Source organism: Prevotella sp. oral taxon 376 (genome assembly GCF_003043945.1).
Classification (GTDB): Bacteria; Bacteroidota; Bacteroidia; order Bacteroidales; family Bacteroidaceae; genus Prevotella.
On record NZ_PYXG01000001.1, the window covers coordinates 1037216 to 1062795 of the forward strand.

Below are 25580 nucleotides of genomic sequence, written 5' to 3' on the forward strand. Positions count from 1 at the left end.
TGCCGGATGGTTTTAAGCCACGCAAGAATCTCTCATGAAGGAGGCTATACCGTGAAAAGGATCATAGGAATCCTTGTCTTTCTGACGACCTTTCCCAGCCTGCGGGCACAGAGCTTGCTTTTCGGCGTGGTGGAGGATACGGTTACCCGGAGCCCGATAGGTGGAGCTTCGGTTACGCTGCTGCGGCAAGGCAGGCCCTTGAAGTTTACTCGCACAAACGACCGGGGCGAGTTTCGCATCGGCATACAGGCCTTGCAGGCGGGCGACTCGCTGCAGGCCGCCAGTATAGGATATGCCAAAAAGCGTGTGAAAGTTGTCCCGGACGGGGCGACGAGAATACTGATGTCGGCCCAGACCTTTGAGCTGAGCGAGGTGAAAGTGCGTGCCGGGAGGGTCTTCGGCAGGCAAGATACGACGGTCTACGACCTCACCCGCTTTGCCAGCGAGCGCGACAACTCACTGAAGGATGTGTTGAAGAAGCTGCCCGGAGTAGAGGTCGGCGACGACGGCAGCCTGCAGGTGAACGGCAGGGAACTAAGTCGCTTCACCGTAGAGGGGCTTGACCTGACGGGCGGAAGATACAGCCAGTTGGAGGAAAGCATCAAGGCCAGGGATGTGAGAAAGGCCGAGATCATCGAGCACGACCAGCCCGTCAAGGCCTTGCGGGATAAGATTCTGACGGATGCCGTGGCCATGAATATCGTCTTGAAGGATGAGGCGCGCGACAAACTGCTGCCCACCCTGAAGCCATATGCGCTCGCCGGTGAGCCTACGCATGTGGGCGGAGCGGTTCATCTGCTGCAGATTGGCAAGAGGCGGCAATGGATGTACGACGCTGCCTATGACCGCACGGGCCGGGATCTCGCGCAGGAAACGAGAGTGCTGGCCGACTATGGCCGTGGCCTGAGCCCACGGAGTCTGCCCTCATGGTTTTCCACACCCTCGCTCGTGGCTCCGATCGATGCCAACCGACTGCGTTTCAACACTTCCCAACGGTATGGAGCCAGCAAGATTCAGAAGACAGACAGCGACGGGGAACTTCGCTTTACGGCCGACTATCTGCGCATCGTGGAACGGCAGGATACAAGGAACGAGTCGGTTTACAACCTCGGGGCGGCCTTGCCCGTGGTAACAAATCAGAAACAGCGTCTTATCCTGCGGCATGACGACTTGTCGCTGGAGCTGGAGCGTAAGGTGAACACCGAGACCGCTTATGGCAGGGAACTATTGCGGCTGTCGGCAAGAAAGGCCGACGGAAAGGCCGACCTGAACGACACGCTAAGCCAGCGTGTCCGCACGCCGGAAGTGAATGTAGAGGGCAATCTCCATCGCCTGTATACGCTTGGCAACGGACAGTTGTCGCTGCAGTCGGTCCTGGACTACCACCATTCCTCCCCCTGCTTGTATGTGGATAAGGACGAGATGCCCCTGCAGACCAATCTCTGGCATGGGGCGGCAGCTATAGGCTGGCTGAACAAGCGGCTGTATCTGACACGCCAATACACCGTGGGAGCGGATGTGCAGAGCCTGAATGTGCAGGGCGGCAACGCCCTGCTCTCACTGTATCTCGCGCCTTATTGGCAATACGAGCGGGGGAAATGGCAGGCCTCCTTCAGCCCCAAGGTGTCGTGGGAACGGTATACCCGGCAGCGGCGGTCGTTCTTTCTGTGGCATCCGAGCGTCTATGTGCGGTGGAAATCGGGCTTTCACGGCGAGTGGACCTTTGCGGGAAGCTACGATGAGAGCATCGGAAATATGGAGGAATTTGTGCTGGGGAGCTACCGGCGGGACTATCGCACCTATTATGAGAGCCGGGGGCTGATACCCCGGACGGCCGCCCTCTATTCCACCTTAGGCTATGTCTACAAGCGTCCGGTGCAGGAGTTTTTCCTCAATGCGCACATGACGGTGGGGAGAAACTGGCACAACACGATCAGCGATCTGCGCATTGCGGAAGGAAAGTATTATCTCTCCAAGGAAGAAGGCCATACCCGCAGCGACTTCTTCCGGACGGAAGGCACCCTCTCGAAAGGCATCTACGACTGGCACCTGAAGCTGCGCCTGAGCGGCAGTTTCATGTATGCGGCCGGCTGGCAGATGTCGGCCGGCAGCCTGTTGGGCTACCGTGCTAAAGTCTATGAGCTGACACCCCATATCGAGTTTGCACCCGCATGGGGAGCCTTGAGCTATCAGGGCAACTTCAAGTGGCAGTATTCCTCCGTGATGAAGACCTTGTGCGGATGGGGGCAGAGCCTCTCGCTGACCTCCACGATGGGGCCGGCAGACCTCACATGGAGCATGACCCACCATCGCAAGGAACTGCAGGAAGGGCACACGCTCAACGCCCTCATTGCCGACGCCAAGGCTGTCTGGCGGATGAAGAGGCTGCGTTTGTCGGCCATGCTGAGTAACCTCTTTAATAAGCGGGAGTATATAGTCAGCCAGTATAGTGGCGTAAGCATGTTCACGGATTATTATGTGTTGAGGGGGCGCGAGCTGCTGGTATCAATGCAGTATTCATTCTGAGAAAGAGGGGGCGGGCGCCCTTCGCCCTTCGGGACTCCACGGCCAGTCTGATAGAAAGCGGCAGAAAGCGGGACAATCTCGCCGATTTCGTCCCACGATTTCGGCGATTTTGTTCTTCAATCTCGCCGATTTTATCTTTTTAATGCTTATCTTTGTAGCGATAATTAACGGTAAGTTGTCATGAGAAAAATGAAAAGAGGCATTATTGCTAAGATGGCCTTGGGCCTATTCCTGCTGTTCGTGTCTATGCCCTTGATGGCTCAAGAATACAGGTCGGACTATCTGATAAGGGACGGACAGGTGTTCTACGACTATGTGCCGATGGAAACGGCAGACTTCAGAACCTTCCGGGTTCTGGGAAAAGGCTATGCCAAAGACCGCTATCATGTGTATTTGGACGGAAAGATACTGGCCTATGTAGACCCTCTCACTTTCCGTCTGCTCGGCGAGGGATATGCTCCGGAGTATGAAGAGGCGGAGCCCTATGGACGGAATCGTGCGGGCGAGGGCTATTTCAAGTCGAATTTTGATGTCTTTTATAACGGTCGCAAGCTGGAAGGAGCTTCCGCCAGCACCTTCCGGGAGATAGGGGCAGGCTATGCCAAGGATGCTTTCAGGGTGTATTATCGCGGACGATTGCTGGAGGATGCGACATCCAGCACATTCCGGGAAATCGGCGGAGGCTACGCCAAAGACTCCTTCCGGGTGTACTATTGCGGACGAGAACTGGCCGACGCGTCGGCAAGCACTTTCGTATATTCCGGCAAGGGCTATGGCCGCGACACCTTCAACACCTATTTCTTAGGCAGGAAAATCTCAGACTGAGACAGCCTCTGGCAATCGGAAACGACGCTGCTCGTGGCTTTTCGGCCTGCCTCCTCGCATTCAATGGCCGTGCAGGGTGTCCAGTAATTCTAATATTTTCCGATGCACGGCCTCGCTCGCCCCATGCGAGATGTGCCTCACGATGCCCTCTCTGTCTATGACAAGGTTCAGCGGATAGCCCTTGTCGCCCACCCATTTCGTGAAGTAGGTGTCTTCCGCCAGATGTGTCCAGCTAAAGCGTCCGGTTGTGATTCTCTGGATTTTGTCGGCATTCTCAAAATCAGCTGACAGGAAAACGGCATCGGGGTATTTGTCTTTCCAAAGGGAAAGGGCGGGCATCTCTTTCCGGCAAGGGCCGCATCCGGAGTACCATACATTGACGACGACGGTCTTGCCGGCGATGGAATCCTTTGTCCAGACATGCCCGTCGATGTCTTTCAGGCGGAAGTCGCCGGGTAGCTTCTCGTTGATTGCAAGGGCAGGGGTGGTCTGCCCGTTGCCGTGCGTGGCTCTCCGCATCAGCGAGTCGGTGTGGATCGCGCTCTCGAAGTCGTCTAATCCCCTTACTCGTTCTCGGGGTATGAGGAACCTTTTTGCGCTTTCCGGAAGTTGAGCGTCTGCTTTCAGGGCGATTCTGAGAATGGAGTTGCCGTCTTTGTCGCTGAAACTCCCAACCTCCTTGATGCTTTCCATAAGCGTGTTCAGGGGCAGTTCCTTGGTGTAATATTCGCCGTTGATGGTATATGCGGGAGTTATGGCCTGTGCTTTTGACTGTGCCCGGATTGCAAGGGGGGCTGCTGCCAAAAGCAGAAACGGGAGTGTTCGTAATATGCGGGGATATTTCATGTCTTTATGTTTTTATGTCTTTAAAATGTGATGGTAGGCTTCCGTCAGATGCCGCGTTCGGCCCAGTCGCCGCGATCGAGGTTCCGGTAGCTGATGGCTTCTGCCAGATGTTCGGGTCGGACGCCCTCGCTGTCGGCAAGGTCGGCGATGGTGCGGGCCACCTTCAGGATGCGATTGTAGGCCCGGGCGCTCAGGCTGAGGCGTTCCATGGCGGTCTTGAGCAGGCTGATGCCTTCCTCTGAGGGCTCGGCGAACTTGTGGATCATGCGCTCTGACATCTGCGCGTTGCAATAGATTCCCCGGTAATCCTTGAACCGCTCGTTCTGGATGGCACGCGCCTTGATTACCCGTTCCCGGATGGCAGCACTCGGTTCGCCGGGCCCGGCCTTGGAAATGTCGGAGAAGGGAACGGGCGTAATCTCTATCTGGAGGTCGATGCGGTCCATGAGCGGACCGGAGATTTTCGACATATATTTCTGTATCTGTCCCGGCGTGCACACACAGTGGTGCGTGGGGTCGCCGTAATATCCGCAGGGACAGGGATTCATCGAGGCCACGAACTGGAAGTTGCAGGGAAACTCGACGGCATATTTGGCCCGTGAAATGGTAATCTTGCGGTCTTCCAGCGGCTGGCGCAAGACTTCAAGGGTATGGCGATTGAACTCGGGAAGCTCGTCGCAATACAGGATGCCATGATGTGCCAAGCTGATCTCTCCGGGCATGGGATTGGCTCCTCCGCCTACCAATGCTACTTCGGAAATCGTGTGGTGAGGCGACCGGAAGGGTCGCTGCGCGATGAGGGAACTGCCTTTGCCGAGCTTTCCGGCTATGGAATGCACCTGTGTTGTTTCCAGACTCTCGGCCAGAGTGAGGGGAGGAAGGATGGAGGGAAGGCGCTTTGCCATCATGGACTTTCCGCTTCCGGGCGGTCCGATGAGGATGATGTTGTGCGAGCCGGCCGCTGCCACTTCCAATGCCCGCTTCACATTCTCTTGCCCGCGGACATCGGCGAAGTCGAGATCGTATTGGTATTGATGCTCGTAAAACTCCTTGCGCGTGTCGATAACGGTAGGCTCGAAAGCCTTCTGACCTGTGAGAAACTGGATGACATCCATCATGGACTCCATGCCGTAGACCTCCAGATTGTTGACCACGGCAGCCTCACGGACATTCTGTCGGGGCACGATCAGGCCCTTGAAGTGCTCCTTTCGGGCACGGATGGCGATGGGCAGGGCTCCTTTCACGGGTTGCAGTCTGCCGTCGAGGCTGAGTTCTCCTACCATCATATATTGCCCGAGCTGCTCTGATTCTATATTTCCGTTGGCGGCAAGGATGGCTATCGCAAGCGGCAGATCGAAACTGCTGCCTTCCTTTCTGAGGTCGGCGGGAGCCATATTGACGGTGATGTCGGCTGTTGGGAATCGGTATCCGGAATACTGCAAGGCGGCTGCTATGCGGTCTTTGCCCTCACGCACGGCCTCATCGCCCAGCCCCGTGAAGTGATACATGACGCCCCGGTTGAGGCTCACCTCTATGGTTATCGTCGTAACATCGAGCCCATTTACGGCCGCGCAGTATGTCTTTACCAGCATTTAGATTATATTCGTGGGTGTTAAATCAGTTCTTCGAGCCGTCTCTGCAGGTCTGTAAGCTTCAAGTCTCGCGCGATAATCTTGCCGTCTTTCAGTAGAATATTGCCGGGAATGGTATATAGGCCGAGCTTTTGCAATAGTGGCGACTCGAGCATTTGTTCGTCGCAGATTGTCGGCCAGATGGTCAGCGAGTCGTTTTTCAGGAAATCCCGGCAAGTTTTCTTATAGGGATCCACGCAAATGCTCACGGCTTTTAGCCGACCCTTGGACCGCTTGACATATCCTTTCAGCTGTCTCTGGAAAGTCTGGCTGTCGTAGTTCCATGTAGCCCAAGTGGTTATCAAGGCCACGGGGGCGTTCAGAGAAGATTTGCTGACCAGGTTGCCATTGATGTCGTATGCCGTGAAATTGGGAAGTTGCGAGCCTATTGTGAGTCCTGCGAGCGGTTTCAGCTGTGCCGACAGGCGGATAATCTCCCTGTTTTCAGGATTCTCTTCCTGCATTATTTTCAGCAATTTCTCCGCCTTTTTGTAATCAGGTTTGGCACCCGCGATGAAATATTTGCGAAGGATGTAGGTGCTGATGGAGGATGTGGGATGGTCTTTGACAAACTGTTCGGCATATTTCAATATCTCGGGGGGTGAGGCATTGGCAATCTGCTTGCGGAAGTCGTTCATCAATTCGTTTTCTTTCGTGCCCGTGATTTCAAGTTCCTTCAAGTGCGAGGCATCGGCTCTCAGCTCCACCGACTTGCCCGGTTCGGCAAATACCGGCTGTTCGGAAAAGTTCGGGAATACGAGCATTAGGGTGGTCGGCCTGGCACACGGCATTTCATAGGCCAGCTTTCCGCCATTCACCTTGATGGTGTCGATGCCGTTGACGGAGCCGTCAAGGCTGTAAATGTAAAACTCACCTTGGTTCATGTTGCGCATCCGGCCCTTCAGTTTGAAGTGGTTATTGTCGGTATTGCAGGCTCCAAGAACCAAAGTGAGCAGAAAAATATAGGTTATTTTCCTCATTTCAGACTTTTAATTCCAAGTCGTTTTCCCTCATCTCAGGCTTTCAAATTCCAGGTCGTTTTCAGCATAAGTGCTGAGGGAAGGGTCTTTTTGCAATGCCTCTTTCAGATAGGACTGTGCAGCATATTTGTTTCCCTGCCGTGCGCTGGCTACTGCATGGAGGTAGCTTGTGAGCCCGTCAGGGGTCTTGATGTTATTCAGGGTAGCCTTCGCGGCAGCGTAATTCTTATTCAGAATCTGCGCGAGGGCGGCACTGTTGTTATAGCTGTCCTTGAAGTTCTCTTCTGCCTGGGCATAGTTTCCTTTGGCGATATTCAGGTTTCCGAGGGCCTGATGGAGGTCGTTGGCGTCAGTAGCCTTGGCGATATATCGCTCTGCCTCCTCGATATTGCCGTTTTTCAGCGCGATCAGGCCGAGGTTTGCGTTAGCTTCTGGTGCACCTGGGTTTTTGCTGAAGGCGCGCTCAAGATAGCTTTTGGCCTTGGTCTCGTCCCCTTCTTTGAATGCCAGCACGGCAAGATTGTTGTAGGCGCGGTAGTCTTTGTTATAGTAATTTGCGGCAGTCATATAGACTTGCTCTTTCTCTGCATTCGTTTCTACGAGCGTGGCAAGGTAGAGAAGCTCCTCCGGAGAAAGCTTCGTGGCATCCGTCTTATACTGCTCCTTAATCTCGTCGTCGCTGCGGCCGATGGTTTCGTAATTGATGATGAGGCGGCTTCGGCGTAGTTCGGGTAGTATTCCGTCGGCTAATTCGCGGAAACCTTCACTCATATTGCGGATTTGCTGCTCGCGCTGCTCGGGATCCTTGTACATGGAAAGCACGCGCAGGATGACTTCCTTGTCCTGGATATTACTTGCCTGGACGAGGCGTTGGAAGCCGTCCCAGTCTTGTGCGGTATAGTGAGCGTCGATACCCGTCTTCAAGCCGGCGCTCTTCAGTTGCTGTTTCACATAATCCTCCGAAGTGTTCTGGCGCTTGTTAGCCAATTTGTCGTTAAATGCCACGCCACCTTCAGGAGACGCATAGGCCTGAATCTCCACATTGTTCATGTTGAGGCCTTCTCGGTCTTGGTTGATTTTCTTCAGCATTTTCACGAATTCCTGCACGCTGTTGTTCTTCAGTTCACTCTTGCGGATGTTAGCCTGATTGACAAGGAATTTGATGTTTGCCTCCTGCTTTTGTTCTTTAACTCGCTGGAAGGAATCGGGAGCGATACAGCCGCCGGCATTCAGGAGAGTCTTCCTGTACAGCTCGGAGGTAGTGATGATGCCATAGTTGACCTTCACGGCAGGGACACTGACCCTCTTGTTGCCAAGGCGCGCATCGAAAGTGAGATACATATCGCATTTCTGGAGGCCTTCCTGATAGGTGAAATTGCTCTTCATCGTGTAGTGTCCGCCCAGCCGATAGGAAATGGTCTGGTCGTTCCCCATTACTTTCTCACCCTGGAAAGTTGCAGGCGTTCCTTGTGCCACGATCTGATTGTTGGTTGTAGAACGCAATTCCGGGACAACAGTTACTACGGCATTGCGCTTCATGTATTTCTCCGGGAAAGTTCCGTTGATGGTAACGGGGACATTCCCTCCCACGGTCTCAAGCGGCTTGGGCGTTACGGTGAAGTTGTCGGCTGACAAGGCACCGAGTTTCGAACAAGAGCTGAAAATCAATAAAGAACAGGCTGCAAAAGCAAGCAATAATTTTTTGCGCATAAGGATTAAAGTTTAATAGAAGTGCCGCGAGCGGGACTTGAACCCGCACAGCCATTACTGGCCAAGGGATTTTAAGTCCCTCGTGTCTACCAATTCCACCATTGCGGCATGGTCGTTGATTTCGATACAAAGGTAGTGTTTAATCCTTAAAACTCCAAAGGATTTTTCACATTTTTAATACTTATGCGTGTATTTAATAGATGTGGAGCAGGCCGTTTGCGCCTGTTGTGGTTGCCCGATATCTGGTCAGTCCCTTTCCGGTGTTGTTGATGCAGTTGCCGCCACTATTCATGTTGTACTGCCGCCTACATTTGCCGCATGTGGCGATGCCGCTGCTGTTCATGTCAAGAGGATAGCTCTTCATGGGAATGGCGTTGTCGTCGAAGCAGTTGGGGCATTCCGCGTCGTAGGCATAGAATTGTGCCGGGTCGCTGAGGTTGCCGTATCCCACGATGACGCCGTTGTTCATACCAAGGCGGTTTTGACTCTGCAGCCTCTGGTCGATGGCATTGAAGATGGACTCGGAAGTCTGTCCCTGACAGTTCCTGAATACGAAGTAGAGCGCTCCGGAGTTGCTTTTATGTGAAATCTTGCAGAATATTCCTTTCGAATTGGGATTTAACGCGGAGTTCAGGGTCTGGTCAAGATGCTTGCTGTTGTCTATGGTGAGATTACAGTGATGGTCGCTGTAGGTGAACTCCTCGCCGCCACAGGAGGTCAGGGCGGCGGCAAGCAATATTGGTAAGAATATTCTGGATTTCTTCATTTCGTGGGTTTTATGTCTTGTCCTTATGGGGCGGAGCCATGTAAAAACTATTTCAGCAGCTCCTTCTCGGCCTTTTCCATTCTTTCAAAGTGGAACTCCCTGAGCGTCTGTTGCATCAGGGCTTCAATCCTTTCGTTACAGAGATTGCCCATGGAACCTTCGTGTGTGTGATGGATATGCTTGTCGGCCCTGAATGTGCCGGCCTCGATTTCGAGGCCCACTTTCTTGTAGGCGTCACGGAAAGGCATGCCTGCCGCGGCGAGCCGGTTCACTTCTTCTACGGAGAACATTGGGTCATACATCGGGTTTTCGGGGATATGTTCGTTCACTTCCATCTTGTTGATGATGTACGCAGCCATCTGCAGGCAGTCCTTGAGCTCGTCGAAAGCGGGCAGGAAAACTTCCTTGATAATCTGCAAATCACGAAAATAGCCCACGGGGAGGTTGTTCATGATGAGCATGATTTGCTGCGGCAGTCCCTGCAGCTTATTGCTTTTCGCCCGGATCAACTCAAACACATCGGGGTTCTTCTTATGCGGCATGATGCTTGATCCGGTGGTGCATTCCTTGGGCAATCTTATGAAATTGAAGTTCTGGCAGTTGAAGAGACAGGCGTCGAAAGCCATTTTAGCCAGCGTCCCGGCTACGGTGGCGAGCGCGAACGCCACATTGCGCTCCATCTTGCCGCGGCCCATCTGCGCGTAAACCACATTGTAGTTCATGGAGTCAAACCCCAGCAGATCGGTCGTCAGGGTGCGGTTGAGCGGAAAGGAAGAACCGTATCCTGCCGCCGACCCCAGTGGGTTGCGATTCGCCATCTTGTAGGCAGCCTGCAGAAAGAGCATGTCGTCGGCGAGAGACTCTGCGTAGGCGCCGAACCATAGGCCGAAACTTGAGGGCATGGCAACCTGCAGGTGGGTGTATCCCGGCATCAGGACCTCTTTGTATTGGTGGCTCTTGCGGAGGAGTTCGTCGAAGAGAATCTTCACCAATTCTACCGTTTCCTTCAGGGCATGGCGGGTGAAGAGCTTCAGGTCTACGAGCACTTGGTCGTTGCGTGAGCGTCCCGAATGGATTTTCTTGCCCATGTCGCCGAGTTTGCGCGTGAGCATCAGTTCCACCTGTGAGTGCACATCCTCCACGCCCTCCTCGATCTCAAACCTGCCTTCATCGGCAAGCCTGTAGATGGTTTTCAGTTCTGCGAGCAGCGCCTTGAGTTCCTCGGCCGTGAGGAGGCCAATGGTCTGCAGCATGATGATGTGCGCCATGGAGCCCAGCACATCATATTTTGCCAGGCAGAGGTCGAGCTCACGGTCTTTCCCTATCGTGAACCGCTCAATCTCCTTGCTGACCCCAAAGTTCTTTTCCCAAAGTTTATTCGTCATAATGCTGCCTTTCTAAGGTCATCTTTCACTTATTCGTATTGTATCATCTGCAACACATCAGCCACCTTTTCCAGTCCTTCTGTCAGCGGACCTGATACCATTCCCTTGATAAACGGGTTCAGTTCGGCCTTGATGGTGAGCTTCATCTTGCAGTTGCCGGCATCCATGGGCAACAGTTGGATCCAGAAATCGAAAGGCACGGGACTCTGTTCGGTCTCGAACTTGATGGTCTTCGGTTCCTCCCGGTCTATGATGCGGAGCTTGATTTCACCCACCACAGGTGCCTTGATGGCAATGTGGTCGGCGTCGAAGCTGAAGTCTTCGAGCTTGTCTTGCGGTATTCTGTCGCGCACCTTCTCAAGATTGTTCAGGTCGCTGAGTTTTTCGTAGACGCTTGTCTGCGGATACGGAATCTGCCGTATGGTGCTTTCAAAAGTGCTGCTCATATCTTTTTGTTTGATGGTTTATTGTTGCCTGTCTGACAAAACCGGCGATTTCGTCGCACGATTTCGCCGATTTTGTCCTACGATTTCGGCGATTTTACTCTCCTGTCAACGGTCTCTTACTCTGTTTCATAGTGTGCGGGATCCTGTCGCCAGCGATGCAGGGTGTCCACATCCTCGGCCTTGATGTATCCAATCTCAAGCGCCTTGTCGATCACATGCTCGTAGTCGGTGAGGGTAACAAGCCTCACCCCGGCCGCCGTGAACGCCTCTTCGGCAACCGGGAAGCCGTAAGTGTAGGAAGCCACCATGCCCACTACCTCGAACCCAGCCTGTCGCAAGGCCTCCACAGCCTTGAGTGAGGAGCCGCCGGTGGAGATGAGATCCTCTACGACCACCACCTTTGAGCCCTTGGGCAGCGTGCCCTCGATGAGGTTGCCCATGCCGTGGTCCTTGGGTTTCGACCTTACATAGCAGAAAGGCAGGCACAGCGCGTCGGCCACCAGAGCGCCTTGGGCGATGGCTCCGGTGGCTACTCCGGCCACGGCTGTTGCCTCGGGGAAGTTCTCAAGGATGGCGTGCACCAGCTCGAGCTTTACGAAGGTGCGCACTTCGGGGTAGGAGAGCGTCTTGCGGTTGTCGCAGTAGAAAGGCGATTTCCATCCGCTCGCCCAGGTGAAAGGCTCTCTTGGCTGCACCTTGATGGCTTTGATTCCAAGGAGTTTAGAGGCAAAGTCCAGTTTCAGTTTGTCCATGTCGTTCGTTTGATGAGGGTTTATTTTCCTGCAAAGATAAGGATTTTAATTCGAAATTCATAATCCATAATGCATAATTCATGATTTGCCGTGCATGTGATTCATAATTCGGGATGCACAATTCATGATTTTCCGGTATGACCGGTTGCGGGCTTTCGAGAGCTTCCCGCCCGTTTCACGACTTTGCGTAGGCAAGGGTGAGGATGCTCACCCGGGTGTCTTCAGCCTTCAGGAGCTCGGTGCCACAGGCGATGAGGGTGGCCCCCGTGGTGGCCACATCGTCTATCAGGAGCAGATGCTTGCCCCTGATGGGGCTTGCGTCTTCAAGGCGGAAGGCATCCTTCACATTCTCATTGCGCTCCCAGCGGCCTTTATGGGTTTGGCTTTCCCTGAACTGCGTGCGGCTCACGATGCGTTCGCCCACCAAGATGCCCGTAACCTCGCTGACGCCCCGGGCTATCTCCGCGCTCTGGTTGAAGCCCCGCTGGCGGAGCCGGTTTTTGCCCAAGGGCAGGGGAATGAGCAGGTCGATATCCTCGAAAAAACCGGAATCCATGAGCTCCGAGGCCATCTTGTGCCCCATTTTCCTGCCGATTTCCGGATGTCCGTGATACTTCATCTCGTAGATGATGTTGCCGGCCTCGCTGCCCGCATTATAGAAGAGGAAAGCTGCGCACCGCTCTGTCTTCATCCGCCCCCAGAACATTGTGGCCATGGCATTCTCGTATGGGTCTTCGTGATAGAGCGTGCGGGGCAGCCGGAGGTTGCATTTTGTGCAGACAATGTCCTCGCCCGGAGCCAGCCGGAGGCCGCACGATACACACCGCTGGGGCGAAATCAGGTTCAGAAGACGGCTGCAGACTCCGGTCATAGTTCTATGTCGCTGAGGTTGTCGACGCATTTCCGGATGATGTCGAGGCTGTATCCGCGCGCCATGGCCCACCTGATGAGCTTCACGGAACGCTCGTAGTCGCTCACGGCCTTGATAGTCTTCCACTTCCGTTGCGCCATCGGGCGGAGGATTTCAAGGTATTGCTCGTCTTCCACGGCATCGAAAACCGGGTCGGAAATATCCTTGCCGATGTGCTTCAGGCGTAAGGCCTGTTCTATCTTGCGCCTTCCCCATCCATTGTATTTCAGCTTGTCGTTGACAAAGAAACGGCAGTAGCGGCTGTCGTCGATGTATTTTTCCCGGGCCAGATACGCCATGATGCGTGCCTGAGCGTCGTCGGGGATGTCCCACTTGCGCATCTTCTCGAGCATTTCCCACGAGCAGTGCTCGGCTGTCGAACAGAGTGCGGCGAGCTTATAGAGCGCTTGTTGCTCGGTCATTTCCTTCATGGTCTTGTTCCTTTCATCATCCGTTGTTTGCCAAACTGGTCTTTCCTGATTTCCAAATTCCCGTATCCCGTTTTTTCCAGCATGGCTTTCAGCTCACCGGCATATAAGGGATTGATTTCAAAATAGAGTTCTCCGCCCGGTTTGAGGGCCGTCTTGCCATATTCCGCGATGGCCCGATAGAAGCGCAACGGGTCGTCGTCGGGCACGAAAAGGGCTGTTTCCGGTTCGTAGTCGAGCACATTCCGTTCCATCTTTCCGCGTTCTTTCATGCAGATATAGGGCGGATTTGAGATCATGATATCTATTTCCCCCTTGTCTTTTGCGGCCTTCTCGGAGAGGCCGGGGGCGAGTATGTCTTTCTTGAGAAACCTCACGCCGGCCTTCAGCCGTTCGTTGTTTTCCCTTGCGATGCGGAGGGCTTCCGAGGAGATATCCCATCCCTCTACCCGTGGATGAGGCAGGTTGAGGGCGAGCGTAACGGCTATGCAACCGCTTCCGGTGCCTATGTCGACGATGCGGAGGTGGTTGGAATGGGCGTGGCGGGCGGTGATCCATTCGCACAACTCTGCCGTCTCGGGCCTCGGAATGAGAACTCCGGGACGCACCGTGAAGGCTCGCCCGCAGAAGTCGGATTGTCCTAAGACATACTGCACGGGCTCGCCCTTTTGCAGTCTTCCGACAATTTCCCGCAAAACCTCTTCCTCGTCTGAGGATAATTCATTAACTTTGTCCGAGTAAAGGTCGGCGAGGCTGAAGCCGAAGACCACCTCCAGCACCATGCGGATGACGGCTTTTGCCTCGCTTTCGTCGTAGGGCGGCACAATCAGGTGCCACAGTTGGTTGTAGGTCATACAGAAAGCAAAATTATAAAATAAATTGAAATGACGCAAGAAGAGACGGATAAAAAATACATGCGACGCTGCATTCAGCTGGCCGGGAACGGCCGGCAGAGCGCCAAGCCGAATCCCATGGTGGGGGCTGTGCTTGTTGCCGGCGGGCGCATCATCGGCGAGGGCTACCATGTGCGATGCGGTGAGGGGCATGCGGAGGTGAACTGCTTTGCCTCCGTGAGTACTGAAGACGAGGTCTTGCTCTCTCGGTCGACGCTTTATGTGAGCCTGGAGCCCTGTTCGCACTTTGGCCGGACGCCACCTTGTGCCGACCTTATTATAAGGAAGGGGGTGCCCCGGGTGGTCGTCGGATGCGTCGACCCGTTTGCCAAAGTGCAGGGGCGGGGCATCCGGAAGCTGCAAGAGGCGGGCGCGGAAGTCGTCGTGGGCGTTCTCGAAGATGAGTGCCGTGAGCTCAACAGGCGGTTTATCACCTTTAATACGGCTCTTCGTCCCTACATTCTTCTCAAGTGGGCACAGACGGCCGACGGCTTTCTGGACGACCATTTCAGACCAATGCAGATCTCTACGGCCTTTACAAGGATGCTCACCCATAAGCTCCGTGCGGAGAATGACGCGATTCTGGTGGGGCGGGTAACGGCTGAGCGCGACCGTCCGCGGCTGGATGTGCGGGAGTGGAGCGGTCGGGATCCCCGCAGGTTAGTGCTTTCTTCCGCGACCTCCATAGACAAAATTCTCGACGAATGTTATCAGGAGGGGTTGCAGTCGCTGATCGTGGAGGGAGGGGGGAAGACCCTCGAGAGTTTCATGGAGCGTGATCTGTGGGATGAGATACGCGTGGAAACGGGCACGATTGCGGCAGGAGCAGGTACCCGTGCTCCCCGTTTGCCCGGCAATCTTAGGGTAGTGAGGGTTGAAAACTATGATGGAAACGAGATTATAACCTATGAGCGAAAGTCATGACAGCGAATAGATTCACCACACGGCTCAGCGACTCGGACGACTATCAGCGGGAGTTGCTGATCCGGAAGATAGAGCATGCCGTAGAACAGCTCAAGCTTTCGGAACTGGAAGCCTTGTCGTATGATATGTTTACGAAGGGATATATGAAGGAAGGGTAGGGCCGTTACTTCTTCTCATTGCGGAAAAACCTGTCGTAAAGGGCTCCCGCAAGGATGCCGGCGGTTATCGCCAGCGGGATTACGCCGGGGCTTCCGGTGATAAGGGAAAGGGCCACTCCGGTTATGGAGCCGTAGAGGACGCCCTTGAAAAGGCCGTTGTGCTTGCTGGAATTCTCGTTCTCGTCCATTATCTGGCGCCGTTCTCTTGCTCCAGACCTTTGCAGATATAGCCCACGATATACTCTATCGGGGTCTGCAGCTCCAGGTCGTTGTTGTCCTCCAAGTCTTCAATCAGCTTTCTGATGACTGGCCAATAGGGCGAGCTTTCGTATTTCTTGTAGGGATGGCACATGTCTATTTCCTCCCGAAATCGGCGGGTATCTCGCCCCATTTGGTGGTGTCCCACTTTTGGATGGGCGTTGTGATGTGGTGCGTGCGAAGCCAGGCCTCGGCCCTGGCGATGACCCGGAAGAGCGGCTCGGTCTGCGGATTATGCTCAAGCTTGGTCTTGCACTTCTTCTTGTTCACCCATAGAATGGCGTTGTAGGAGTCGCTGTAGATGATCTTGCCGCTGATGCCCTCCCTCTCCATGAGGGCAAGGGCGTGCACGATGGCAAGGAATTCGCCGATGTTATTGGTGCCGTGGACGGGGCCGAAATGGAAGACTTGTGCGCCCGTTTGCAAGTCAATGGCCTGATATTCCATAGGACCGGGGTTGCCGGAACAGGCTGCGTCGACGGCCCAGGCTGTTGCCACAACCTCCGGAGGCAGCGGCAACACGGTGTCGTTGCGGTAGTCGGGCGGGTTCAGGAGTTCCTTCTTCTTCATGGTTTTTACAGGGTTGTGGGTGTATAACCCTCTTTCTTCAGCTCTTGCAGCACTTCCCGTGCTATGCTCTGGCCTGCTTTCTGCCCCGCTTCCATCAACTCTTTGTTCAGGGTCGGTATGGTCATGGCGATTTTCTTGCCGAGGGGAGTCTCGTAGAAGGCGATGTATCCCTTGAGGTCTTCCAGCGTGAGGTATCTTTTATAGATAGGCGTATAGAGGTCGCTGATCCTTTCGAAGAAGAGGTCTCCAAACTTGTCCTCCATCTTATGAATGACTTCTTCCGGCACATCGGGCAGCATGTTCTCCATCATCTGCATCAGCAAGGGAAACTGGGCGCGGAGGGCAGTGGAAGTGCCGGAAACCAGCATGAGGCGGTCGAGCGTCTCGCGATATTCCTTGTCGTTGCCCTGCAGGGTGTCGCTTGTCTGTGCGTATCCGTAGCTAAGCGTGCACAGGAAGAAAAACAGAATGGCGGTTCTTTTCATATTTTTTGCTTACATTCTTTCCGGAACCTCTATGCCTAATAGCTCCATGCCGTTCTTGATGGTCTTGGCCACATTCTTTGCGATGACAAGACGGGTGAGTTTCTCGGTCTCCGTGCCTGCGCTCAGGATGCTGTAGTCATGGTAAAACTGGTTGAAAAGCTTCGTGAGGTCGTAGCAATAGTTGGCAATGCCGGCCGGATTGTAGTTCTCGCCGGCGTCCGCTACGGCCACTCCAAACTCATTCATCTTCTGAATGAGCTCCACCTCCTTGTCGTTGAGGGGAGCATCTGTCGCTACCGGTCCGAGATTGAGTCCCTGTTCCGCGGCCTTGCGCATGATGCTGCGGATGCGGGCATAGGTGTATTGGATGAAAGGACCTGTGTTGCCGTTGAAGTCGATACTCTCTTCCGGATTGAAGAGCATGTTCTTGCGGGCATCTACTTTCAGGATGAAGTACTTCAGCGCGCCGAGTCCCACGATACGGGCAATCTCCTGCTTCTCCGTTTCAGTCATGTCCTTGAACTTACCGAGCTCGTCGCTTGTCTTGCGGGCATCGTCTATCATGGTGGCTATCAGGTCGTCGGCATCTACCACGGTGCCCTCGCGACTCTTCATCTTACCGTTCGGAAGTTCCACCATGCCGTAGGAGAAGTGTACCAAATCCTTGCCCCATTTGAAGCCGAGGCGGTCTAAAAGAAGGGACAGAACCTGAAAATGGTAGTTCTGCTCATTGCCCACCACATAGATCATCTTGTCGATGGGGTAGTCGTTGAAGCGCATCTCGGCCGTGCCGATGTCCTGGGTCATGTAGACGCTGGTTCCGTCGGAGCGGATAAGAAGCTTCTGATCGAGGCCTTCCCGGGTGAGATCAGCCCATACGCTGCCGTCTTCCTTACGGAAGAAGAGGCCTTTTGCAAGCCCCTCCTCCACCTTCTTCTTTCCCTCAAGATAGGTGTTCGACTCGTAGTAGATCTTGTCGAAGCTTACGCCGAGTGCCTGATAGGTCTCGTCGAAGCCGGCATATACCCAGGAGTTCATCTTCTCCCAGAGGGCACGCACTTCTTTGTCGCCCTGCTCCCACTTGACAAGCATCTCGTGGGCTTCCTTGATGAGCGGGGCTTCTGACTTGGCTTTCTCCTCGGCTTTATCTTCGTCGAGGCCGTCGGTTACATATTGCGCCTTGAGGGCTGCACACTCTTCACGGTAATGCTTGTCGAAAGCCACATAGTAGTCGCCTATCAGATGGTCGCCTTTCTTGCCGCTGCTTTCGGGAGTTTCACCATCGCCCCACTTCTGCCATGCCAGCATCGACTTGCAGATATGAATGCCGCGGTCGTTCACGATGTTGGTCTTTACGACCTTATTGCCGTTGGCTTCCATGATTTTTGACAGCGACCAGCCGAGCAGATTGTTGCGCACATGTCCCAGATGGAGCGGTTTGTTGGTGTTGGGAGACGAGTATTCCACCATCACCAGTGGTGAATCGCCGGTGGATTTCTTCTCGCCGAACTTCTCGTCGGCATTGATATCGTTCAGCAGAGACAGCCATGCGCCTTTCGCGACGATAAGATTGAGGAACCCCTTGACCACATTGAACCTCTCAACGGCTTCACAGTACTGCTGCAAATACAGGCCGATGTCCTGCGCCGTGTCCTCGGGTTTCTTCCTTGAGGCTTTCAAGAAGGGGAACACAACGAGCGTGAGGTTGCCCTCGAAGGCCTCCTTGGTCTTCTGTAACTGTATCATCTTGGCTGGCACATCCTGCCCATATAATTCTTTTACGGCCTTGACGACGGCACCGCAAATTGTGCTTTCAATATCCATATCGTATTTGTTTTCCTTTTGCTTTTTGTTTTTTCTCAGACAGGGAATCCTGTTTTGTAAATACTTAGATGTGTGCAAAATTACAAAAAAATAATCGGATATAGGGGGAATCCCAAATAAAAATGTTACATTTGCCAGCAAATGTTTAATCATCTATGAAAACAAAGAGGAAATCGCGTTATCGAGACTTTCGGGATTATGTCATTATCAGCATCGCCATGCTCATGGGTTCGGTGGGTCTGGTGCTGTTTTTCCTGCCTAACGAGATTACGACTGGGGGTATCACGGGGGTCGCTTCTATTCTGTATTGGGGCTTCCAGATTCCGGTGTCGCTCACTTTCTTTGTCATGAATGCCGTTCTCATGATGTTCGCCCTGCGCATTTTGGGCTGGAAGTTTTGCGTGAAGACCATTTACGCAGTTGTTCTCTTCACGGTTATCACTTCTCTATTGCAATACTATGTGGGTGATTTGCACCTGCTGGCCGACCAGAAGTTCATGGCTCTCATCGTGGGAAGTGCTTTCTTGGGCACGAGTGTGGGGCTGGGCTTGTCGTCAGGAGGCTCCACGGGAGGCTCTGATGTGATCGCTGCCATGGTCCATAAATATAAAGATGTGTCGCTGGGGCATATCATTTTGTTCTGCGATCTCATCATCATCACTTCTTCTTATCTGGTCCTGAAGGACTGGGAGAAGGTGCTCTATGGCTATTGCTTCCTTTTCATCTGTTCTTTCTGCGTGGACCAAGTGGTGAATACCATGCGGCGGTCGGTGCAGTTCTTCATCATTTCCGATAAGTATGATGTCATCGGGAAGGCCATTAATGAGTTCGTGCCCCGTGGCTGCACGGTCTTTGACGGACATGGATTCTACTCGGGCAAGAAGATTCAGGCCCTCTTCGTCATAGCCAAGAAGAGTGAGTCGAACATGATATTCCATCTCATTGACGATATAGATCCCGACGCTTTTGTTTCCCAGAGTTCCGTAATCGGCGTGTTCGGAGAGGGCTTCGACCAGTTTCGTGCGCGTAGCAAGCAGAGGAAACAGGAGGAGAAGGAGTTCATTCGCCGGGCTTTGGAGGAGTCGGAAGCGGCAAAGGGAGAAACAGGCGGAGCAGCATGAGAAGGTCGTTTGGATTCTTATTGGCAGCAATCCTCATCGCAATTGTGGGAGTCCTGTCTGCGGCGAGTTGGTATATGCTTGACTATTCCCTCATGTCCTCCATGCGGCATAGCCACCAATTGGAGCCAAGACTGGCCGAGATGCGGCGAGGATATCCCCAGATTCGTCCGTGGGTAGACAGCCTGCAGGATGCCGGGGCACTGAGAGACACCTTTGTCCTCATGCCTACCGGAGAGCGTCATCACGCTGTCTATGTCCGTGTGGCACAGCCTTCAAATAAGGTGGCGGTGCTCATTCACGGATATAAAGACAACTGCATGGGCATGATGCATATAGGATATGTCTACAGTCGGTTGGGGTTCAATCTCCTGCTGCCCGACCTCCATGCCCATGGCAAGAGCGAGGGCGCTGACATCCGGATGGGATGGGAAGACCGCAAGGATGTCATGCGCTGGATGGCGGTTGCCGATTCGCTCTTCCGCGATTCCACGGCAACCTCGCGGATGATGGTTCACGGCATCTCTATGGGCGCTGCAACGGCCATGTGCATATCGGGAGAAGAGTTGCCGCCTTATGTGAGAGGCTTTGTGGAAGACTGCGGATATACCAGCGTTTGGGAAGAGTTCAGGGGCGAGATGAGGGCCCGGTTCGGTCTTCCGGCTTTCCCGTTGCTCCATGCGGCAAGTGTTCTTTGCAAGCTCCGCTTTGGGTGGAGCTTCCAGGAAGCCTCTCCCCTCAGGCAGGTCGGCAGGTGCAAGCTCCCGATGCTGTTCATTCATGGAGATGCCGACACTTATGTTCCTTTCTCCATGCTCGAGCCTTTGTATGAGGCCAAGCCGGGTATCAAGGAGCGGTATGTTGCGTCGAAGTCAGCCCATGCCCTCAGTTACCGCGACCATCCGCGGGAGTATGCCGGACGGGTGGCGGCCTTTGTCAGGAAGTGCGGCATCCCTTAGTCCATGGATTTTTTGCCGTCAGGACTGTCCGTGCGGCTCACTTGTTTTTAGATATGTATCTTCCGGTTTGACAAAATCGGCGAGATTGAAGGACGAAATCGCCGAAATCGTGGGACGAAATCGCCGATTTTGTCAGGCTGGGAGCGGCCTTTTAGTCGTCTGCTGTCCACTTGCCGTCTTGCCGGAGCATACTCTTGATGTCGCGTATTTTCTGTTTCCTGGACAGTGAGAACTCTTTGCTGTGGGCATCGATGTAGTCGTAGAGTCGGAAAGCTTTGTCGAGGAAGAGGTCGCGGAGCGGCTTCATCTTGCAGGTTCCCTCGGCATACCAGAGCTCGGCAAGCATCTCGAGCTTCTGTATCCGTCGGTCTTCTTCCCATTGCTGGCGGGCATAGTCGACGGCTTCCTCCATAGAACAGTTGCGCAGCAGTGAGTAGTCGCCCACATACTGTCGGTAGAGCTCCCTGAAGTCTTCGTCGGTTCGCTGGTCGATGTCTTTCTCGAGGAAGCGCTGCAAGGCTGCCATAAACTCCTCGATGATTCTGATGAAATAGTCGCGTTGTAACATACTGTTCTCTTAGATTAGTTCCATGTGAAAGTGTCTTCTAATTTAATGTCCTGCGAACTCCTGCCTATCATGACTCTGAAGGTCCCCGGTTCTACGGTGAACTTGCGTTGCAGGCCCCACAGGGCGAAATCGTGGGGATGGAGCGTAAAAGTTACGGTCTTCGTCTCACCTGGTTCCAGACAAATGCGTTCGAAGCCTCGCAGCACCTTCGTATATGCCGTTACGCTGCTCACCTCGTCGTGCAGGTAGAGTTGCGGAACCTCATCGCCGCTGCGGGTGCCCGTGTTCTTGACCTCGCAAGTTACTTTCACGCCTTCCTTCAGTCTCTGAATCTGGAGGTTGGCGTATTCGAATGTCGTATAGCTCAGTCCGTGGCCGAAGGGATAGAGAGCCCCCCAGACAGACCTGCTCGCCTTCTCGTCGGAACCTGGCTTGAACGGGAAGTGGAACGGAATCTGCCCGACGCTCTTCGGAAAGGTTACCGCAAGATGGCCTCCGGGGTTATAGTCGCCGAACAAGGCCTCGGCCACGGCCTGCCCCGTGAACTCTCCGGGATACCATCCATGTAGGATGGCGGGAATGCTTCTGGCGGCAAAGTTGATGGTACAGGCACGCCCGTCGAGCAATACGAGGACGACGGGAGTGCCCGTGTGATAGACAGCTTCGAGGAGCTCTTCCTGTCTGCCGGGCAAATTGAGGTCGGTGCGGGAAAGGCTTTCGCCCACAATCTGGTTGTTGCCTCCCAGCACGAGGATGGCCACATCGGCCTCTTTGGCGAGTGCCACGGCTTCGTCGCGGTCGGCTTTTTCTTCTTTGGAGAGCGGGAAATCCATCAGTTCGCTCTCTGGAAAATGCGTGTCGAGGAGGTCGCATCCTTTCGCGTAGCCGACCTCGGCGTAGGGAATCAGATGGCGAATGGCCTCGTATACCGTGATGATGTTTGCCCCCCGGGCTCCATAGCGGCTCACGAATTCGGCCTTTTCATTGGCATTTGGTCCGATGACGGCAATCTTTTGGAGCGACTTGCTCAAAGGAAGCAGGCCGCGTTCGTTCTTCAGGAGCACGAGCGACTGTCGTGCCGCCTCCAGCGAAACCTTCTGGGCGTCGGCGTTCCTGACGGTCTTTCCGGCTTCCCCTGCGTTGCCTCGGTAAGGATTGTCGAAAAGTCCCAGCCAGAATTTCACTCTCAAGATCTCTGCTACCCGCCGGTTCAGGGTCTCCTCGGAGATCTTTCCGTTCATGACGGCTTTCCTTAGCGGTTCGACATAAGTTTCCGGCTGGGTGAAGTTGGTGCGGATGTTCAGCCCTGCGTTCACCGCCAATGCCGCGGCATCCTCGTAGTCTGCCGCCACATGGTGCTTGTTGTAGAGGAATTCCAAAGCCTCGCTGTCGGATACCACATAGCCGCGGAAGCCGAACTCATTGCGCAGCAACTCGGTGAGGAAATAGTAGCTGCCGGATATCGGCTCACCGTTATAGTCGTTGTAAGAGCTCATGATGCCGAGCGCTCCACCTTCCTGTACGGCCATGCGGAAGGGCTTGAGATAAAGTTCGTGCAGGGCTTGCTCGGTAATATGGGGGTCGGTGCGGGTCCTGTCGTCGCGGCCTCCGACAGGACTACTGTATGCCGCATAGTGCTTGGGGGTGGACACCACGCGGCGCGCCTGAAGGCCTCTCACCATCTCAAGGCCAAGCTGCCCCACCAGATAGGCATCCTCTCCGTAAGTCTCGACGCAGCGTCCCCAACGGGGGTCGGTGGCGATGTCGAGAATGGGCGAATAGATGTTGGTGTATCCGAGGATGTCGGCCTCGGTGGCTTCGATGTCGGCTATCCTGCGAATCAGTTCCCGGTTCCAGGTAGCTCCCTGGCCGCATTGGGCAGGGAAATAGGTTGCCTGATAGTGACAAAGCCCGTGTATGCCCTCATTGCTGAAGTCTACGGGAATGCCGAGGCGTGTTTCCTCAACAAACCATCGCTGTATTTCGTGTAAGGCTTCAACATGTTTCCGTGCGTCGGTGATAAAGGGCTTGAGCGGTGTTCCTATTCCGTTGTGTTCCTCGTCGATGTTGCCGATGCCGTCTTTCCATACGCGGGTTTTCCATTCAGCTGTCGGGAGGTCGTCTTTGAGAACGCGTCCAGAACCATAGAGGGTGGTCATCTGACAGGTTTTTTCTTCCATTGTCATCTGCTGGAGAAGGTTGTTTACGCGAGCTTCAATGGGCATTTTGGGGTTTTCGAAGATGTCCATCTTTCCGTTTTTGTTGAAGTCAATCCATCCTTTATGATAGATTTTCTGGTTGCCGGCCTGTGTTCCCGTGGCCGTGAGGATGATGAGCGCAAGGGCTGCGAGTTGTTTAGGATTCTTCATGGAGCGATAGTATATGTGTATAAAGTTTTTTATAGAAGGGATGCTTGGTCAGCGTCTTGGCATCTCCGAGGATGATGAGCTTCATGCGGGCGCGGGTCATTGCCACATTCATGCGCCGCAGGTCGCGTAGGAATCCTATCTCACCCTCGGCGTTGGAGCGTACCAGCGAGATGAGGATGATGTCTCTCTCCTGTCCCTGGAAACCGTCTACGGTGTTCACGCTGATGAGTTTTCGGAAAGGCTTGAAAAACTCCCGTTGCTTGAGCAGGTGGCGCAGATACTGCACTTGGGCACGATAGGGCGAGATGACTCCTACATCAATGCGCTCGTCGAGGATGCGCTGCTTGCCGATTTTGGCGAAGTATTCTTGGAGCGCAGACAGCGTGAGCTGTGCTTCCTGCCTGTTGATTCTTCCGAAAGAATCGCCCACGAATTCTTCTCCCCATCGTTGTCCGGATGCAGGAGGGTCGCCGGCTGGAGCATCGTTGGTCGCCTGCCGCCATTCTATGGGGATGTCGTAGTCGAGTATTCCGCGGTATTTTATCTGTGGGGCACTCTCCACCTTGCCGTCGTAGAACCAGTTGCTGGAGAAGTGCATGATCTGTTCGTTCATGCGGTATTGTACCCGCAGGAGCGTTACCACTTCGGGCTTGTTCTCCACGATGCGCTCCATGAGGGTCTTGCCAAGCCCTCCTCTCAGGGCAGCGATGCTTTTCACGGTGGGTGGAAGCTGGCAGTGGTCGCCGGCAAGAATCACTCTCGACGCCCTGCGGACGGGTATCCAGCAGGCAGCCTCAAGAGCTTGGGCGGCCTCGTCGATGAAAAGCGTGCCGAACTTCTGTCCTTCCAAGAGCCGGTTGGCAGACCCGACGAGGGTAGAGGCGACCACCCTGGCCTCGCTGAAAAGCTCACTGTTGATGCGGATTTCGATCTCGGTGGCGCGGCTTTTCAGCCGGTCGAGCTTCTGGTGGAAAGCCTCACTGCGCCCTTTGCGCCGTCCTCTTAGCTCTCGTATGGCCTTTCTGATGGCCCAAAGCTGCGGATAGTCGGGGTGCGACTCGAAGCGCCTCTCATAGGTGAAGCTCAGCATTTTGTCGTTCACCCTCGTGGGATTGCCGATGCGGAGCACATGGATGCCCCGGTCGACGAGCTTTTCCGATATCCAGTCTACTGCCATATTGCTCTGCGCACAGACGAGCACTTGGCTCTCGCGCATCAGCACTTCGTTGACGGCTTCTACCAGCGTGGTGGTCTTCCCGGTGCCTGGCGGGCCGTGCACCACCATCACATCCTTTGTCCGAAGCACCTCGTTCACCGCCTTTTCCTGCGTGGGATTGAGCCACGGAAACCGCATCGGCTCGAAGTTGAGCTGCCCGGCCTGACGCGTCTTGCTATAGAAAAGGTCGCGGAGGTAGGCCAGGCGGTTGTCCTTGGCCTGCATCACCCGGTCGAGGGCATCGAACATGGTCTTATAGCTGGTCTCGTCGAAGAAGAGTTGCAGCCCTACGGAGTCTTCACAACTCTGTATGTCCACGAGGCTTCCATTGTCGGGAAGCACCACGACCATGCGGTCGCCGTCTACATAGTTTACGGTTCCCGTAAGGCGGAAATACCGCAGCTCACCGTTGCGGGAGACCTTGAAGAAAACCACGGGACGGCCAAACTCAAAGTTGTGTTCTATGTCCTGGTCGGCAGCGCGGGTTACTTCCAGCGACAGCTGGTTCAGCGAATTATAGTAACTCTTGCCGATCTTCAGCGGAAACCAGGCATCACCGCGCTTCACCTTCCGCGCCAGTCCCATTGTCTCGGTCTGCTTGCGGAAAGCCTCTTTCTCGGCGTTGTACTCCATTTGGAGCAACAATCGCTGTTGCGCCAAGGCCTGCTGTGGTGAGTTCTCTGCCATGTTCTTTGGAAATTCTGTCCAAAGATAATGCTTTTTCTCGATATCTGCAAGCATGGAGACATTTATGAATTCTCCTCTTGCTCACTTCAGGGGAGAGCGGGAGGAGTGTGGCATATTTCTATAATCAGGCCTTTAAAAAAGACACGGGAGTTGCTTTTTCTTTATAGGGATATTCTTGCCCGGTTCCACCGCAATGCTCCCAGGCCCTCATATCCTTGATGTATTGTTCTCCTTGATGGGCCTGCGCCTTTCCTCGATGATCCCGGCAAGGTGGAAACGAGGAGGCTTCCGCGGCGCATGGCCGCGGAAATGCGAAGGCCCTTTCTTCTCTCAACGCACGGCTTGA

25 protein-coding genes and 1 tRNA gene are annotated in these 25580 nt (G+C 54.3%); 6 read left to right on the forward strand and 20 right to left on the reverse strand.

All coding sequences use genetic code 11. The features are described from left to right. Positions 1 to 51: 51 nt before the first annotated feature. Both C7120_RS04520 and C7120_RS04525 read left to right on the forward strand, forming a co-directional pair. Positions 52 to 2526: a carboxypeptidase-like regulatory domain-containing protein gene (locus tag C7120_RS04520; protein WP_146154197.1), complete on the forward strand. Its 2475-nt coding sequence runs from the start codon at positions 52 to 54 to the stop codon at positions 2524 to 2526. Positions 2527 to 2715: 189 nt separating this feature from the next. Beyond that, positions 2716 to 3351 carry a DKNYY domain-containing protein gene (locus C7120_RS04525; RefSeq protein WP_233247018.1) on the forward strand — a complete coding sequence of 212 codons (636 nt, stop codon included), beginning with the start codon at positions 2716 to 2718 and terminating at the stop codon, positions 3349 to 3351. Between the two features lie 60 nt (positions 3352 to 3411). Here the strand turns inward: C7120_RS04525 and C7120_RS04530 are convergent, their stop codons facing one another. The 12 genes from C7120_RS04530 to prmC form a co-directional block, all read right to left on the reverse strand. Next, positions 3412 to 4197 carry a TlpA disulfide reductase family protein gene (locus C7120_RS04530; RefSeq protein ID WP_107620539.1) on the reverse strand — a complete coding sequence of 262 codons (786 nt, stop codon included), beginning with the start codon at positions 4195 to 4197 and terminating at the stop codon, positions 3412 to 3414. Between the two features lie 44 nt (positions 4198 to 4241). Further along, on the reverse strand, positions 4242 to 5789 hold the full coding sequence (locus tag C7120_RS04535; protein WP_107620540.1) for a YifB family Mg chelatase-like AAA ATPase: 1548 nt from the start codon (positions 5787 to 5789) through the stop codon (positions 4242 to 4244). Between the two features lie 20 nt (positions 5790 to 5809). Beyond that, the gene (locus C7120_RS04540) at positions 5810 to 6808 is read right to left on the reverse strand and encodes a DUF4369 domain-containing protein (RefSeq protein WP_107620541.1); all 999 of its coding nucleotides are present in this window, start codon (positions 6806 to 6808) and stop codon (positions 5810 to 5812) included. A 30-nt stretch (positions 6809 to 6838) separates the two neighbouring features. Continuing rightward, positions 6839 to 8518, reverse strand: coding sequence for a lipopolysaccharide assembly protein LapB (locus C7120_RS04545; RefSeq protein WP_107620542.1), 1680 nt, complete (start codon positions 8516 to 8518; stop codon positions 6839 to 6841). Positions 8519 to 8540: 22 nt separating this feature from the next. Next, a tRNA-Leu gene (locus tag C7120_RS04550) sits at positions 8541 to 8626 on the reverse strand. 85 nt (positions 8627 to 8711) lie between these two features. Next, entirely contained in the window at positions 8712 to 9284 is a 573-nt protein-coding gene (locus C7120_RS04555; RefSeq protein WP_107620543.1) for a hypothetical protein, read from the reverse strand. 47 nt (positions 9285 to 9331) lie between these two features. Continuing rightward, complete coding sequence (gene argH, locus C7120_RS04560; protein WP_107620544.1) at positions 9332 to 10669, reverse strand: argininosuccinate lyase; 1338 nt, start codon at positions 10667 to 10669, stop codon at positions 9332 to 9334. Between the two features lie 29 nt (positions 10670 to 10698). Beyond that, complete coding sequence (locus C7120_RS04565; RefSeq protein WP_107620545.1) at positions 10699 to 11115, reverse strand: polyketide cyclase; 417 nt, start codon at positions 11113 to 11115, stop codon at positions 10699 to 10701. Positions 11116 to 11231: 116 nt separating this feature from the next. After that, the gene (gene pyrE, locus C7120_RS04570) at positions 11232 to 11867 is read right to left on the reverse strand and encodes an orotate phosphoribosyltransferase (RefSeq protein WP_107620546.1); all 636 of its coding nucleotides are present in this window, start codon (positions 11865 to 11867) and stop codon (positions 11232 to 11234) included. Positions 11868 to 12042: 175 nt separating this feature from the next. After that, on the reverse strand, positions 12043 to 12738 hold the full coding sequence (locus C7120_RS04575) for a ComF family protein (RefSeq protein ID WP_107620547.1): 696 nt from the start codon (positions 12736 to 12738) through the stop codon (positions 12043 to 12045). Continuing rightward, the gene (locus tag C7120_RS04580; RefSeq protein WP_107620548.1) at positions 12735 to 13208 is read right to left on the reverse strand and encodes a regulatory protein RecX; all 474 of its coding nucleotides are present in this window, start codon (positions 13206 to 13208) and stop codon (positions 12735 to 12737) included. The genes C7120_RS04575 and C7120_RS04580 overlap by 4 nt, the downstream gene beginning before the upstream one ends. Further along, the gene (prmC, locus tag C7120_RS04585) at positions 13205 to 14059 is read right to left on the reverse strand and encodes a peptide chain release factor N(5)-glutamine methyltransferase (protein ID WP_107620549.1); all 855 of its coding nucleotides are present in this window, start codon (positions 14057 to 14059) and stop codon (positions 13205 to 13207) included. The genes C7120_RS04580 and prmC overlap by 4 nt, the downstream gene beginning before the upstream one ends. Positions 14060 to 14089: 30 nt before the next feature. Between prmC and ribD the strand changes: the two genes are divergently transcribed. After that, a complete protein-coding gene (ribD, locus tag C7120_RS04590) occupies positions 14090 to 15022 on the forward strand; it encodes a bifunctional diaminohydroxyphosphoribosylaminopyrimidine deaminase/5-amino-6-(5-phosphoribosylamino)uracil reductase RibD (RefSeq protein ID WP_107620550.1) in 933 nt (310 codons plus the stop codon). Further along, positions 15019 to 15180 (forward strand): hypothetical protein, encoded by a 162-nt coding sequence (locus C7120_RS14010; RefSeq protein ID WP_199220670.1) that lies wholly within the window; start codon positions 15019 to 15021, stop codon positions 15178 to 15180. Before ribD ends, C7120_RS14010 begins: the two co-directional genes overlap by 4 nt. Before the next feature lie 5 nt (positions 15181 to 15185). On the opposite strand, the gene C7120_RS04595 is transcribed toward C7120_RS14010, so the two are convergent. From C7120_RS04595 to argS, 5 genes are read right to left on the reverse strand one after another with little or no spacing between them, the layout of a single operon-like run. Beyond that, the gene (locus tag C7120_RS04595; protein ID WP_107620551.1) at positions 15186 to 15368 is read right to left on the reverse strand and encodes a hypothetical protein; all 183 of its coding nucleotides are present in this window, start codon (positions 15366 to 15368) and stop codon (positions 15186 to 15188) included. Beyond that, positions 15368 to 15571, reverse strand: coding sequence for a hypothetical protein (locus C7120_RS13755; protein ID WP_146154198.1), 204 nt, complete (start codon positions 15569 to 15571; stop codon positions 15368 to 15370). Before C7120_RS13755 ends, C7120_RS04595 begins: the two co-directional genes overlap by 1 nt. Then, entirely contained in the window at positions 15535 to 16008 is a 474-nt protein-coding gene (locus C7120_RS04600; RefSeq protein ID WP_107620552.1) for an RNase H family protein, read from the reverse strand. Before C7120_RS04600 ends, C7120_RS13755 begins: the two co-directional genes overlap by 37 nt. A 5-nt stretch (positions 16009 to 16013) precedes the next feature. Beyond that, on the reverse strand, positions 16014 to 16493 hold the full coding sequence (locus C7120_RS04605) for a DUF2059 domain-containing protein (RefSeq protein WP_107620553.1): 480 nt from the start codon (positions 16491 to 16493) through the stop codon (positions 16014 to 16016). Positions 16494 to 16502: 9 nt separating this feature from the next. Further along, the gene (gene argS, locus C7120_RS04610) at positions 16503 to 18317 is read right to left on the reverse strand and encodes an arginine--tRNA ligase (protein ID WP_107621387.1); all 1815 of its coding nucleotides are present in this window, start codon (positions 18315 to 18317) and stop codon (positions 16503 to 16505) included. Positions 18318 to 18472: 155 nt separating this feature from the next. Here argS and C7120_RS04615 point away from each other — a divergent pair, with 155 nt between their 5' ends. Both C7120_RS04615 and C7120_RS04620 read left to right on the forward strand, forming a co-directional pair. Then, positions 18473 to 19438, forward strand: a complete 966-nt coding sequence (locus C7120_RS04615; protein ID WP_107620554.1) for a YitT family protein — start codon at positions 18473 to 18475, stop codon at positions 19436 to 19438. Beyond that, positions 19435 to 20394: an alpha/beta hydrolase gene (locus C7120_RS04620; protein WP_107620555.1), complete on the forward strand. Its 960-nt coding sequence runs from the start codon at positions 19435 to 19437 to the stop codon at positions 20392 to 20394. The genes C7120_RS04615 and C7120_RS04620 overlap by 4 nt, the downstream gene beginning before the upstream one ends. A gap of 151 nt (positions 20395 to 20545) precedes the next feature. Here C7120_RS04620 and C7120_RS04625 read toward each other — a convergent pair whose 3' ends face one another. The 3 genes from C7120_RS04625 to C7120_RS04635 are packed head-to-tail and all read right to left on the reverse strand — an operon-like array spanning position 20546 to position 25234. Then, on the reverse strand, positions 20546 to 20962 hold the full coding sequence (locus C7120_RS04625) for a hypothetical protein (RefSeq protein ID WP_107620556.1): 417 nt from the start codon (positions 20960 to 20962) through the stop codon (positions 20546 to 20548). 14 nt (positions 20963 to 20976) lie between these two features. Beyond that, the gene (locus tag C7120_RS04630; protein ID WP_107620557.1) at positions 20977 to 23331 is read right to left on the reverse strand and encodes a glycoside hydrolase family 3 N-terminal domain-containing protein; all 2355 of its coding nucleotides are present in this window, start codon (positions 23329 to 23331) and stop codon (positions 20977 to 20979) included. Next, a complete protein-coding gene (locus C7120_RS04635) occupies positions 23318 to 25234 on the reverse strand; it encodes an AAA domain-containing protein (RefSeq protein ID WP_107621388.1) in 1917 nt (638 codons plus the stop codon). The genes C7120_RS04630 and C7120_RS04635 overlap by 14 nt, the downstream gene beginning before the upstream one ends. Between the last annotated feature and the right edge of the window lie 346 nt (positions 25235 to 25580).

Bases quoted from the DNA above. Each gene is read 5' to 3' on its own strand.
- C7120_RS04525 (WP_233247018.1), top strand. From the start codon at position 2,716: ATGAAAAGAGGCATTATTGCTAAGATGGCCTTGGGCCTATTCCTGCTG.
- C7120_RS04530 (WP_107620539.1), bottom strand. From the start codon at position 4,197: ATGAAATATCCCCGCATATTACGAACACTCCCGTTTCTGCTTTTGGCA.
- C7120_RS04535 (WP_107620540.1), bottom strand. From the start codon at position 5,789: ATGCTGGTAAAGACATACTGCGCGGCCGTAAATGGGCTCGATGTTACG.
- C7120_RS04540 (WP_107620541.1), bottom strand. From the start codon at position 6,808: ATGAGGAAAATAACCTATATTTTTCTGCTCACTTTGGTTCTTGGAGCC.
- C7120_RS04545 (WP_107620542.1), bottom strand. From the start codon at position 8,518: ATGCGCAAAAAATTATTGCTTGCTTTTGCAGCCTGTTCTTTATTGATT.
- C7120_RS04555 (WP_107620543.1), bottom strand. From the start codon at position 9,284: ATGAAGAAATCCAGAATATTCTTACCAATATTGCTTGCCGCCGCCCTG.
- argH (WP_107620544.1), bottom strand. From the start codon at position 10,669: ATGACGAATAAACTTTGGGAAAAGAACTTTGGGGTCAGCAAGGAGATT.
- C7120_RS04565 (WP_107620545.1), bottom strand. From the start codon at position 11,115: ATGAGCAGCACTTTTGAAAGCACCATACGGCAGATTCCGTATCCGCAG.
- pyrE (WP_107620546.1), bottom strand. From the start codon at position 11,867: ATGGACAAACTGAAACTGGACTTTGCCTCTAAACTCCTTGGAATCAAA.
- C7120_RS04575 (WP_107620547.1), bottom strand. From the start codon at position 12,738: ATGACCGGAGTCTGCAGCCGTCTTCTGAACCTGATTTCGCCCCAGCGG.
- C7120_RS04580 (WP_107620548.1), bottom strand. From the start codon at position 13,208: ATGAAGGAAATGACCGAGCAACAAGCGCTCTATAAGCTCGCCGCACTC.
- prmC (WP_107620549.1), bottom strand. From the start codon at position 14,059: ATGACCTACAACCAACTGTGGCACCTGATTGTGCCGCCCTACGACGAA.
- ribD (WP_107620550.1), top strand. From the start codon at position 14,090: ATGACGCAAGAAGAGACGGATAAAAAATACATGCGACGCTGCATTCAG.
- C7120_RS14010 (WP_199220670.1), top strand. From the start codon at position 15,019: ATGACAGCGAATAGATTCACCACACGGCTCAGCGACTCGGACGACTAT.
- C7120_RS04595 (WP_107620551.1), bottom strand. From the start codon at position 15,368: ATGGACGAGAACGAGAATTCCAGCAAGCACAACGGCCTTTTCAAGGGC.
- C7120_RS13755 (WP_146154198.1), bottom strand. From the start codon at position 15,571: ATGGGGCGAGATACCCGCCGATTTCGGGAGGAAATAGACATGTGCCAT.
- C7120_RS04600 (WP_107620552.1), bottom strand. From the start codon at position 16,008: ATGAAGAAGAAGGAACTCCTGAACCCGCCCGACTACCGCAACGACACC.
- C7120_RS04605 (WP_107620553.1), bottom strand. From the start codon at position 16,493: ATGAAAAGAACCGCCATTCTGTTTTTCTTCCTGTGCACGCTTAGCTAC.
- argS (WP_107621387.1), bottom strand. From the start codon at position 18,317: ATGGATATTGAAAGCACAATTTGCGGTGCCGTCGTCAAGGCCGTAAAA.
- C7120_RS04615 (WP_107620554.1), top strand. From the start codon at position 18,473: ATGAAAACAAAGAGGAAATCGCGTTATCGAGACTTTCGGGATTATGTC.
- C7120_RS04620 (WP_107620555.1), top strand. From the start codon at position 19,435: ATGAGAAGGTCGTTTGGATTCTTATTGGCAGCAATCCTCATCGCAATT.
- C7120_RS04625 (WP_107620556.1), bottom strand. From the start codon at position 20,962: ATGTTACAACGCGACTATTTCATCAGAATCATCGAGGAGTTTATGGCA.
- C7120_RS04630 (WP_107620557.1), bottom strand. From the start codon at position 23,331: ATGAAGAATCCTAAACAACTCGCAGCCCTTGCGCTCATCATCCTCACG.
- C7120_RS04635 (WP_107621388.1), bottom strand. From the start codon at position 25,234: ATGGCAGAGAACTCACCACAGCAGGCCTTGGCGCAACAGCGATTGTTG.